The 10,947-nt window shown below is 61.1% G+C and carries 11 protein-coding genes; 5 read left to right on the plus strand and 6 right to left on the minus strand.

Features of this window, described 5'->3' with window-relative positions:
- Positions 1 to 508: 508 nt before the first annotated feature.
- A complete protein-coding gene (locus KDH09_14220) occupies positions 509 to 877 on the plus strand; it encodes a hypothetical protein (GenBank protein ID MCB0220852.1) in 369 nt (122 codons plus the stop codon).
- Positions 878 to 883: 6 nt separating this feature from the next.
- Here the strand turns inward: KDH09_14220 and KDH09_14225 are convergent, their stop codons facing one another.
- The 6 genes from KDH09_14225 to KDH09_14250 all read right to left on the minus strand — a co-directional run bounded on the left by KDH09_14225 (position 884) and on the right by KDH09_14250 (position 7,251).
- A complete protein-coding gene (locus KDH09_14225; GenBank protein MCB0220853.1) occupies positions 884 to 2,296 on the minus strand; it encodes a c-type cytochrome in 1,413 nt (470 codons plus the stop codon).
- A gap of 10 nt (positions 2,297 to 2,306) precedes the next feature.
- The gene (locus tag KDH09_14230) at positions 2,307 to 3,812 is read right to left on the minus strand and encodes a cytochrome b N-terminal domain-containing protein (protein MCB0220854.1); all 1,506 of its coding nucleotides are present in this window, start codon (positions 3,810 to 3,812) and stop codon (positions 2,307 to 2,309) included.
- Between the two features lie 101 nt (positions 3,813 to 3,913).
- Positions 3,914 to 5,821: an FAD-dependent oxidoreductase gene (locus KDH09_14235; GenBank protein ID MCB0220855.1), complete on the minus strand. Its 1,908-nt coding sequence runs from the start codon at positions 5,819 to 5,821 to the stop codon at positions 3,914 to 3,916.
- A gap of 2 nt (positions 5,822 to 5,823) precedes the next feature.
- A complete protein-coding gene (locus KDH09_14240) occupies positions 5,824 to 6,156 on the minus strand; it encodes a cytochrome c (protein ID MCB0220856.1) in 333 nt (110 codons plus the stop codon).
- Positions 6,157 to 6,246: 90 nt separating this feature from the next.
- Complete coding sequence (locus KDH09_14245) at positions 6,247 to 6,714, minus strand: Rieske 2Fe-2S domain-containing protein (protein ID MCB0220857.1); 468 nt, start codon at positions 6,712 to 6,714, stop codon at positions 6,247 to 6,249.
- Between the two features lie 84 nt (positions 6,715 to 6,798).
- A complete protein-coding gene (locus tag KDH09_14250) occupies positions 6,799 to 7,251 on the minus strand; it encodes a cytochrome c (GenBank protein ID MCB0220858.1) in 453 nt (150 codons plus the stop codon).
- Positions 7,252 to 7,358: 107 nt separating this feature from the next.
- Between KDH09_14250 and KDH09_14255 the strand changes: the two genes are divergently transcribed.
- From KDH09_14255 to KDH09_14270, 4 genes are all read left to right on the plus strand, one after another.
- Positions 7,359 to 8,549, plus strand: a complete 1,191-nt coding sequence (locus KDH09_14255) for a radical SAM protein (protein ID MCB0220859.1) — start codon at positions 7,359 to 7,361, stop codon at positions 8,547 to 8,549.
- Positions 8,522 to 9,712, plus strand: a complete 1,191-nt coding sequence (locus tag KDH09_14260) for a protein nirF (GenBank protein MCB0220860.1) — start codon at positions 8,522 to 8,524, stop codon at positions 9,710 to 9,712. Before KDH09_14255 ends, KDH09_14260 begins: the two co-directional genes overlap by 28 nt.
- A gap of 9 nt (positions 9,713 to 9,721) precedes the next feature.
- Positions 9,722 to 10,099 (plus strand): c-type cytochrome, encoded by a 378-nt coding sequence (locus tag KDH09_14265; protein ID MCB0220861.1) that lies wholly within the window; start codon positions 9,722 to 9,724, stop codon positions 10,097 to 10,099.
- Positions 10,100 to 10,360: 261 nt separating this feature from the next.
- Positions 10,361 to 10,947, plus strand: a 587-nt coding sequence (locus KDH09_14270; GenBank protein MCB0220862.1) for a c-type cytochrome, incomplete at its 3' end; no start/stop codon positions are given.

A 10,947-nucleotide genomic window follows, 5' to 3' on the forward strand; every position in this document is an offset into this window, starting at 1 on the left:
GAAGGCAAATGCGGTCGCTGCGAGTTCAAGAAGGTCTGCGGCGGCTCGCGTGCCAGGGCCTATGCCTTTACCGGAAACTACATGGCCGAAGAGCCCTGCTGCTCCTACCAGCCCCGAGAACAGGCTGAACAGGCATCTGAGCCCCAGCAGAAGGCGGTATGAGTTGAATCATAAGGGCTTCGTACCGGGAGTTCGTAGACTGGCTCCTGGTTGGTAGGAGGTCGCAAAGGCCTCTAAGTTTTCTGCGCAGACTGGAGGGTTTTGCGCAGGGATGTGCGGTCGGGTGGCCGCTGGAAAACCCCTTCGGGGTTGTCCGAAATGGGCCCCGGGCAACGTCGGGAAGGACGACATGCCCGGGGCTCGTGTAATTTCTGGATCAGGTCGCCTCCACCCCGCTAAGCTCAACCCCATGAATGCCGCGCTGCTCTCCATCCTGTTTCTTCTTGGAGCACCCGAACACTCCCCTGCGACTGGCGATCTCTGCGGGTGCCTCGATCATCAACGAACCATGCAAGTTAGCGCCACGCTCATGCAGGCCGGCGTAACGGGTGACTTGAACGCTGCACTTGAGCAAGCCGAGCGCAGGGCCGCGCTTCGCGGCGCCTTTGCGCTTGCCTTCTGTGCAGCTCAGACCGAAGGCTTCGAGCGCGTCAGCGACAATACGATTGAATGGGAAGCGGGGTCGTGTCGGGCGGTCAATCCCTCGCCGCGCGTCTGGCCCGAACTGCTTCGCATCGAATGCAAAAATGAAGACACATGGCCCGCACTACCCGCTGAGTTTCTGGTATCCGGCGAGCCATGGCAGAGCCGCGGCGAAGAACTCAACCGCGTCTGGTCAAAGCGCTTGCGCGTCTCCGCAAGCTGCGAAGATCAATAAACTCAATCAACGTGCAGCGGTCTTTTTGCTTGCCTGCTCCTGAAGCTTCCGGATGTAGGCCACCACGCTTGCGATTTCGTAGTCTTCGAATTCGAGTTCTTCGCGCGCCGAGTTCATGGAGGTTCCCTCTCGCCCGTCGCGTACCGTGATCAGGAAGAATTCGTCTGGCATGGCACTCAGCGTGGGGGAGGTCAGACTCAGGCCGTCCTTGCCGCCTTCACCGAACTCGCCATGACACATCTTGCAACTGTCATTGTAGAGTTCCCTGCCCTCATCCACGTCGACCTCATCGTCTTCATCGACGAAGGTCCAGGGCTCCACCTCGACGCCCTCGGCCCCTTCCATGATGTAGGCGACGAGCGCGTCGATTTCCCTGGAGCTCAAGCCGCTGGAGGTAGAGCCCATGCTCTCCATCGGCGTGCCGGGCCGACCGTGGTTGATCGTATTGCGGATGAACTCCGCGCCTGCGACCGACGTGAACGCCGGGTTGCGGATGGCCGGGACGCGCCAGTTCAGCACGCTGTCCTTGCGGTCTTCCATCCCGGCGTCGTGACAGCCCGAGCAGTAGCGCTGGTAAATGATCTGACCATTGGGGTTGTCGCGGTCCAGCGAGTCGCGCGAGTGGATCATCTTCTCGGGCACGCGGATGTCGCGCAGTGACATCAGATAGACGCCCAGGGCGCTCACGTCATCCTCGCTGAGGCCGTAGTTGCGCATGGCCGAGCCCTCTACCACTGACTGGGGATCGCGCAAGTGGGCTTCCTGCCAGTGCTCGACGGTATGGGGCTCATCGAGATGCGCCATGGAAAAATGGCCATGCGGCTGGGAACCGATCCCGTCGAGTGCCGGACCGCGCGAGCCGCCAAGGCCGCCGGTCTTGTGGCAGGAATTGCAGCCCAGGTTGGTGAACAACTCGGCACCCTTGCTCAGCACCGGGGCGCCGTTGTCAGAGAGCCAGCTCGATGCATGACACGTCCGGCAGGAGGCCTGCACGTAGGTCGACGAATAGACCGGCTCGTCCCAGAAAACTTTCTCGTGCGGGTCGTTGGCGTGCGCCTCCAGCGAATTGGTGGCCAGTCCCTGCCCGGCATGGCAGAGCGTGCAGCCGTATTCCTGGGGCTGATGGTCGAACAAATATTCGCCCGGGTGGGTGCGAAGCGGCTGGTCCGCCTCTGCCATATCCGTATTGAAGACACCCACGTGGCAGGTCGTGCAGCGATCGATGCGGCCAAGCTCTGGCAGGTAGTACTGCTTGAGTCCCTGTTCGAAGGGCTTCTCGCCCTCGGTCTGTTTGGCGTATTCGCGCTGGTAGCCGCGCCATTCGCGGAAGTAGTTCTCTTCAAGCCCGGAAACAACTGCGAAGGCCAGTGTCACCAGCGAGGCGAGCAGGAGGATGGTGGAGTAGAAGCGCGTTCTCATGGTGTCCCCCTTAGTGAACCGGCCAGTCGGCGGGCGACCAGTAGAAGCCCCAGTTCGGGCCGCGGAAGTAGACGCCGACGATGGTCAGCACGATGAAGCCGCAAAGGAAGCACGTGAAGAGCGCAACAGCGCCCTTGCGCGTGCTTGCCGTGCGCTGCAGCACAATGAGTGAGAAGGCTGCGTAGAACAGGGTAATGAGCGTCCCCGGGTTACAGGCCGTAATCACGATCTGGGGAATCGAGGGATACCAGTTGCGAAGCCATCCGTATTTCACCGTGAAAGCAACGACCGCAATGGTGACGCCGAATCCGTAGACCAGCGAGCCCCAGAAGATCTTCTTCTCCGCGCCCCGATCGAGCCAGGTCCCCGAAACGCCTTTTTCACGATCGAGGAAGGGGATCAGCGCCAGGCCGATCACCACGACGACCGGGATCATCATGCCCCCGGCAAAGGCCGAATAGCTCACCAGTTCCTGCAGACCCAGGAAGTACCAGGGTGCCTTGGCCGGGTTCTCGGGAATGTTGGCGTTGGCCAGTTCCTTGAGCGGCGCGTCCCACAGGAAGCTGAGGATGCAGGCCAAGGCGATGAAGCACATCGCCGCTGCCAGTTCCGCGCGGAAGGCGTGCGGGAAACTTGCGACCGTCCCTTCGGGCCCCTTGTCCACGGCAGGGGTCTTGCCCTTCACCACGGCCATGAGCCCGTAGGTCTTGTTCGTGGCAAAGGCGGACTTTCCAGTCACGCCCGGGTCTCCGGGCTTGCTGGCATCGGGCGGTCGCGAGAGTCCGCCGTCCTTGCGAATGCGCCAGAAGTGCACGCCAATCAGGGCGAAAGCTGCAGCCGGCAGAATCATCACGTGCAGCAGGTAGAAACGCGTGAGCGCCCCCTGCCCCACTTCATCGCCGCCGAGCAGCAACTCTTTTTGAAGTCCGCCGATATCGAAGAACTGCGTGATACCAAACGCATCGGTCAGTTCGCGCGGGCTCGCAGCGATGTTCGAACCAATGGTCACAGCCCAGAATGCGAGCTGGTCCCAGGGGAGCAGGTAGCCGGTGAACGAGAGCCCCAGCGTGATCGTCAGCAGGAGCATTCCGATCAGCCAGTTGAACTCGCGCGGGGCCTTGTAAGAGTTTGTATAGAAGACGCGGATCATGTGGGCGAAGACGGCGAACACCATGAGGTGCGCCGCCCAGCGGTGGATATTGCGCACATACTTGCCGGCGCTCGAAACGAACGAGAGGTCCTTGACCGACTGATAGGCCTCAGGGATCGAGGCCTCGTAATAAATCATCAGGAAAATGCCCGTGAGACAGAGCGTCAGAAAGCTCACGAAGGCGATGACCCCCAGGCCGTAGGTAAATGTCGGCCTGAGGCTCCAGACGTGCGTTCTCGTCGAGTGGATGTGCAGGAAAAAGTTCTGGAACACCGCACGCGAACGGTCACGCTCGCTTCGAATGGGCCAGGCATGGCGCACAAAGGCCGACTTGAAAGTGCGCCCGACCTCTTTGAGATTCCTCACAAAGGCCTGAAGGCCCGAGACCTGCTCGACGGCTGCGTCTGCCGGATCGCTGATGGAATCCGGCCGCACCTTCGGATTCTGAACACCGTTGTTGGGTTCACTCACTGGTAATTCTCCTGGAATGAAAACAGCTCCATGGTGATCGCATCGTTGGGACAGCGCTCGGCGCACAGCGCGCAACGGATGCAGCGATCCTCGTCCTTGAGGATCACGCTGGTCTCGCCCGCTTCATCGCCCAGTTCACGAATGAGGGTATCGATCTCCTCGTTCCGCTCGAGCTTTGTGATCGGGATGATTTTCAGACAATCCTCGGGACAGACATCCACGCATCCGCCGCACAGGACGCAGCGGCTCGAATCAAAGACCGTGTTGACGTTGCAGGAGAGACAACGCATCGCCTGTTCGTGGGCGTCGTCTTCGGAGAAGGTCCGCTCCACCTGCACGTGCATGGCCCCCACGCGCTCGGTCACGTCCTGCGCCGGGCTTTCCTGCCGGGCCAGACGCTCGAAGCCCTCGCGGCGGTAGTAGTCGGCAATCGGCTCGTGGTCGCAGGATGTTTGTGTTTCCAATGGAATCTGCGCGCCCATTTTGGTCGCAACCACCCGGGCGATCCGCTTTCCCGAAGCGATTGCATCAATCGCCAGTCGCGGGCCATAGGCAGCGTCGCCGGCCAGGAAGATATCGTCGTGAGAAGTCCTGCCGGTAGCTGGATCGTTCTTGAGGTTGCCGCGCTCATCGAAGTCGAGCCCGTCCACGCCCTTGAGAAAGCTCCAGTCAACGGACTGTCCGATACACACAAGCACGGTGTCACACTCGATGATGGTCTCATCGCCGGTGTCGTACTGGGGGCTAAAACGCCCGTTCTCGTCCCAGAGGGATACGACCCGGAGGAACTTCACCGCCTTCACGTGACCGTTTTCGTCGGTAAGCACCTCGGCCGGTCCAATGCCGTTGTGGCGAATGACGCCTTCTTCTTCGCCCTCGAGGATCTCCACCTGGTCGGCGAGCATCTGATCGAGCGATTCAAGGCAAGCCAGGTGAATCTCGGCGCCAATCCCGGCGAGCTTGCGGGCCTGGGGAGTCACGTCGCGCTCAATGTAGACGCGGCGCACCGCCGTGCGCGCGGCGTCGTAAGCCACGTTGCCACCACCAATGACCAGCACGCGGTTTCCAATCCCGGTCGTCTCGCCAAGCGCCACGTCCCGGAGAAAATCGATTCCTCCGAGCACGCCCTTGGCGTTTCCACCCGGAATCGGAAGCGGGCGCGGGATCTTCGCACCGATGGCGACGATCACCTTCTCGTGGCGACTCATCAGCTCATCGATGCTGATGTCCTTGCCGATCTGCACGCCCGTCTCGAACTTCACGCCCAGTGCGCGGATGACGTCGATCTCGCTGGAGATCAGCGAGCGCGGCAGGCGGTACTCGGGGATACCCACGGCCAGCATGCCGCCGGCGACGGGCTCGCGCTCGTAGACGACGCTGGGAAAACCCAGAATCGCCAGGTCGTGCGCGGCGGCAAGACCCGCAGGGCCTGAGCCGATGATTCCGATTGTGCGCGAATCGCTGGCCGGATTGGCCAGCCTTGCCTTGAGCTGATCCTTGAACTGCCGGATGTCCTCGCGGTCGACATTTTCAGTCGTCGGTTCCTGCGAGACGATCCACTTGGGAAGCTCCTCGCGGGCGTGCACGCCGGATTCGGGGCCGTATTGCTCGCACACCACGCGCTTGAGCGCCCGGATGGCGACAGGTGCATCGATGTTGCCGCGTCGGCAATTGGCCTCGCACGGCGCCCCGCAGATCCGCCCGCAAATGGAGGCGAGCGGATTGGGGGCGCGTGCAATCAGGTAAGCTTTTTCAAGCTCTCCTCTGGCAATGGCCTGCACGTATCCGCGCGAGTCGGTATGAACCGGACAGCCCGACTGACAGCCGATGAGCCGCTTGTAGTAGTCGGCATCGGCGATCTCGGCGCTGTAGCGCGCGGGCTGCGGTTCATCCTCGGCAGACATGATTACTCCTTTGCCACTCCGTCGTAGGCCAGGTAGTAGAGAATCGCTTCGAGCTGCTCATCGGAAAGCTCGGGGTCGGGCATTCCGTCGGGATAGGTCTCGAGCATTTTCTTCATTTCGGGATCGGTTTGCTGCAGGGTTTCCGCGTTCTTGAGCCAGTTCGTAATCCATTCGCGGCCACGCGCGGCATAGATCCCCTTGAGGCCGGGTCCCTTCTCGCCCTGGCCATCGGTGTCGATGGCATGGCAGCCCGAGCACTGCTTGCGCTTGAAAGTCTTGAGCCCCTTCTTGAAGGTCTTTGCGTCCCAGGCCGGCACTGCCGCGTCATCTGCCATGACAGGCATTCCACTGACGCACACCAGCCCTCCTACCAGCATCAATACCAAAAGTGTCTTTCGCATAGCTCCGCTCCATTTCTCCTTAGGTCACACAACGGCTTTTTCGCCGCTGGGGATTTCCTTCTTCAGATCTACAATCAGCGCACCGTCATCGGCGCGTCCGATCTCCAGCCATGGCAATGCGCGCGGGGCCGGGCCCTGTACCACGCTTCCGTTGGCATCAAACACAGAACCGTGGCACGGGCACTTGAATCCGTCACCGGCGCTCTGACACACGCATCCGAGGTGCGTGCAGATCAGCGACATCGCATGGATTCCGTCCTCGTCCCGAACAACCTTGATGTTGTGCTTTGCAATCACACGGGTCGTGCCAGTCGGAAATTCATCGGGATAGCCGATGCGTACCTTCGAGCTCGGCTCGTAGTGAACATTGGGCTTGGGCATGCGAAGTAGACCGAGCATCCCGGCAAACACCGCAGCAGCGGCAGTCCAGATGGCACTCGTCTCAAGGAAATCGCGACGGCCCATCGTTTCCTTTTCAGTTGGCACACTCACGATGTGGTTTCCTCCCGCGTGATACCTGCCATCAACCTAGGGCAGCAGCGCGTCCTGCATTTATGAGCCCGATCATAGCCTCGCTCAGGGTTTGGCTCCGTTTTCGGGACTTTTCCCATCCTGCCGGAGGTAAACCAGAAGCGCCTCGATCTCTTCGGATTCGAGTCCCAGATAAGGCATCACTTCAGGGTATTTCTCGGAAAGCTCGCGCGCGGTGGCATCAGTCTCGCGCATCTTGTCGGGATCGGCCAGCCAGCTTCGAAGCCATGCGGCACTTCTTCTCTGTGTCACCCCTGCCAGGTCCGGGCACTTCCCGAAGAACTCACCAAAGGCATGACAGCCCCGGCACTGCTTCTTTCGAAAAAGAAGTGCGCCTTGTTTGAAGGCTTCGCTAGTGACTTCCGGGAGTGTCTGTTCGGCGGGTTTCGGAGACTCGTTTGGTCCGGTTTGTTCAGAAGCGGCGTGGCTCATATCGACCCCACCCGCACAGAGCACGAGCAGCAGGCACACAAGCCCCCCCAGCGCCATCCGACCCATACGGCGTTCCTTTTCCTTCAACTCACGCAAAACTTATGATAGTGCTCATAATCACACAAAACGGAATTCGTGACAATGGCCGCTGAGGACAGGAGCGAGTTGTTCCCATGCTGATGATCAGTGATTTGCTAGAGCTTGCCCGTGGCGGCGGCGTGCCGGGTCCGGCCTCCGAGGCTGGACGCGGCAGATACTCGACCAACGCCAGCCCCGTGATCGTCTGGAACGTCATCAACCACTGCAACATGTCGTGCCCGCATTGCTATGCGGCGGCCATTCACAAACCCGATCCCGATGATCTCACCGGCGAAGAAGGCCGCAAGCTGCTCAAGGAGCTTGCCGGCCTCGAAGTCCCGGCGGTGATCTTCTCGGGCGGCGAGCCGCTGCTTCGCAAGGACATCTTCGATCTGATCGCCTACGCAAAAGAACTGGGGCACCGCCCCCATCTTTCCAGCAACGGCGTGATGATTGATCGCGACACCGCCCGGCGGCTCCGCGAGGTCGGAATCGACTACGTGGGCATTAGTATCGACGGGATGCCAGGCTTCAACGATGAGTATCGCGGCTATGAGCACGGTTTCGAACGCGCGTTCCGCGGCGCCGAGTATTGCCTCGAAGAGGGCCTCAAGGTCGGGATTCGCATGACGGTCTCGAAGAAGAACCGCGACCAGTTCGATGAACTTCTCGACCATGTCATCGCGCTCAAGATCCCGCGTTTCTATGTCTCTCACCTGGTCTACGCGGGCCGCGCCCACGAGGACCACGGCTACGACCTGAGCCCCGAAGAGAACCGGGAGATGGTGCGCCACATCTTTGAGCGCGCCGACGCGCTGCTCGACCAGAAATCGGCAACACGCATTGTCAGCGGCGCCAACGACGCTGACGGGCCGTTCCTGTATTTCTACGCGCTCGAACGCCACGGCGAGCTGGGCGCCCGGCGCCTGCTCAACAGGCTCAAGGCGCGCACCGGCAACACGGCCGGCGAGCGAATCCTGAACATCGACAATCGCGGCAACGTCCATCCAGACCAGTTCTGGAGCGAGGCTTGCCTTGGCAATGTTCGTCACAGCAGCTTCACGGAGATCATGAAGAATCCTCTGCTCGAACAACTGCGCCACCGGGAAGACTACCTGCAGGGCAAGTGCGGGAGCTGCCGTTTCAAACCCGCCTGCCGCGGCTCCCATCGCGAGCGCTCGCTCGCCGTGGGAACTGGTCTGTGGGGCAGTGATCCATCGTGTTATCTCACCGAATCCGAAGTTCAAGGAGTCTCCCCATGGGACGCGCGCGTAGCCCAATCCTGATCGCCCTGCTCACCCTCTGTTTGACCCATTGCGCTCCTGCGGGCGGGATCGGCTCGCGCATTTTCATTGTTCGGCGCGACTCGGGCAGCCTGAGTGTCTATGACGCTGCCGACGCAAAGATGCTCCCAACCGAAGTCAAAGACCTCGGCAACATGCGCCATGCCTCCATGGTGTTTTCCAAAGACCTGCGCTGGGGATACCTGGCGACCCGCAACGGCCAGCTCTCACGGGTGGATCTCAATACTCTCAAAATGGACAAGTCCGTGCCCACCTCGGAGAATTCCATCGGCATTGCGATCTCCCAGGACGGGCGCTACATCGCCGTTTCGGAATACAAGCCCGGCGGCGTGACCATCGTCGATGCCCGCTCGATGGAGATTCTCAAGCACATCCCGGCCACGGTCGAAGTCGATGGCAAGGAAGTGCGCTCACGTGTCACGGGGCTCGTCGACGTGCCGGGCAACCGCTTTGCCTGTGCGCTGATGGACGGTGCGGAGATCTGGATCATCGACGCCTCGAAGCCCGATTTTCCCATCGAATATCGCTTCGCCACTCCGAGTCCCAATCCCTTCGACGCGCTCGTGACACCGGAGGGTCGCTTCTACCTGACCGGACACTTCGAGAGCGACAACGTCACCCTGCTCGATCTCTGGCATCCCGAACTGGGCGTCCGCTCGGTGGACATCCGTGATCCCGAGCTGGATGCCAAGCGCAGCGCGCCCATCAAGATGCCGCACATGGAAGCCTGGGGCGTTGCCGGGGACGAGGTATTCGTCCCGCTCGTCGGCGAGGCGCGCCTGGCCGTGCTCGACCGCACCACCTGGAAGTTCAAGCAATCGATCCCGCTACGTGGGAATCCGGTCTATGCCGTTCTCTCTCCCACCAGCCGGGAAATCTGGGTGACCTATTCGGGCTCGGAAAACGACGCATTCATCGAGATCATCGACACCGAGCAGCACAAGGTTGTCCGCACCATTGAGGCCGGTCGCAAGATCTATCATCTGGCGTTCAGCCCCCGCGGAGACGAGGTCTATGTCAGCGCCAATGCCGACAACCGCTTTCTGGTGATCGACGCCAACACCTACGAGATCAAGCATCGCTTCGAAGTGGCATCCCCCTCGGGAATCTTCGGCCCCTGGCGCGCCTATGAAATGGGGCTCTAGTCAAAGCCAATGCGCCTGAAGTTCCTTCTGCTGGTTCTGCTCCTCACCGGGTGCGCAATGCCGCATTCGGAGGCCGGAGAAACAGGCTCGTCTCAAGAGAGCGTCGCCGGCGATGCCGCGCTCATTGAGCTGGGCCGCGTGACATTTCGCTCTGCCGGATGCGTGGCCTGCCATCGGCGCGAGGGCCTGGGCGGCACCGACGGCCCGGATCTCGATGCCCTCGCCGGCACCTCGGATCCGACGTATGTGCGTGAGTCGATTCTGGAGCCAAAGGCGCGGATCCTGCCTGGCTATGAGGGGATTGAGATGCCGGGAAACTACGGGGAAATGCTGAGCGAGCCGGAAATCGATGCGCTCCAGTACTACCTCTCCAATCGCTTGAAATGACCGCGTTGAGAGCGGGCTCAGCCTTATGAGCCCGCTCATAACCCGGTTTTCGAGACATTCAGTAGTTTTAGGGGCAACGATGGGGCTGTCCGTTCTGACACTTCATCCCGTCCAGATCATGTCGGAGGGAAGACAATGGAATCGAAGACAAAACACCACAGCAAGAGGTCCTGGCCGGGCCATTGGTGGTTGGCACCCATTGCGTTGGTGCTGGCCCTGGTTCTGGCCCCAACCTGGGCGCACGCAGGTGACGCCCCGAAAATGAGTGAAGAAGAGTTTGCCCACGGCAAGAAGCTCTACTTTGAACGCTGCGCAGGCTGCCACGGCACCCTGCGCGCCGGTGCAACCGGCCCCGAGCTCTCCCCCACCAAGACCATCAAGATGGGGACTGAGCGCCTGACCGACATCATGCAGTACGGCATGCCCGGCGGCATGCCTGCCTGGGGTGAGGAAGGCCTGCTTAACGAGGACGAGATCAAGACCGTCGTCAAGTACATCCAGCAGGAACCGCCCCAGCCACCGGAGATGTCGCTTGAGGAAATCAAACAGTCCTGGAAGGTCTACGTTCCAGTGGCCGATCGGCCTGACAAGCCCCAGCACAACCGCGATTGGGAAGACTACTTCGGCGTCGTGCTCCGCGATCAGGGTCAGGTCGCCATCATCGACGGGCAGACCAAAGAGAAGGTCGCCGTCATCAAGACCGGCTACGCAGTGCACATCCTGCGCAGCAGCTCCACCGGTCGCTACTTCTACGTGGTGGGCCGCGACGGTCGCATCTCCCTGATCGACCTGTGGACCAAGGAACCCTCCCTGGTCGCCGAAGTGAAGCCCTGCATCGACGCCCGCTC

Source organism: Chrysiogenia bacterium (assembly GCA_020434085.1).
In the GTDB taxonomy this organism is placed as follows: Bacteria; JAGRBM01; JAGRBM01; order JAGRBM01; family JAGRBM01; genus JAGRBM01.

Bases quoted from the DNA above. Each gene is read 5' to 3' on its own strand.
- KDH09_14220 (MCB0220852.1), top strand. From the start codon at position 509: ATGCAAGTTAGCGCCACGCTCATGCAGGCCGGCGTAACGGGTGACTTG.
- KDH09_14225 (MCB0220853.1), bottom strand. From the start codon at position 2,296: ATGAGAACGCGCTTCTACTCCACCATCCTCCTGCTCGCCTCGCTGGTG.
- KDH09_14235 (MCB0220855.1), bottom strand. From the start codon at position 5,821: ATGTCTGCCGAGGATGAACCGCAGCCCGCGCGCTACAGCGCCGAGATC.
- KDH09_14240 (MCB0220856.1), bottom strand. From the start codon at position 6,156: ATGGCAGATGACGCGGCAGTGCCGGCCTGGGACGCAAAGACCTTCAAG.
- KDH09_14250 (MCB0220858.1), bottom strand. From the start codon at position 7,251: ATGGGTCGGATGGCGCTGGGGGGGCTTGTGTGCCTGCTGCTCGTGCTC.
- KDH09_14255 (MCB0220859.1), top strand. From the start codon at position 7,359: ATGCTGATGATCAGTGATTTGCTAGAGCTTGCCCGTGGCGGCGGCGTG.
- KDH09_14260 (MCB0220860.1), top strand. From the start codon at position 8,522: ATGGGACGCGCGCGTAGCCCAATCCTGATCGCCCTGCTCACCCTCTGT.
- KDH09_14265 (MCB0220861.1), top strand. From the start codon at position 9,722: ATGCGCCTGAAGTTCCTTCTGCTGGTTCTGCTCCTCACCGGGTGCGCA.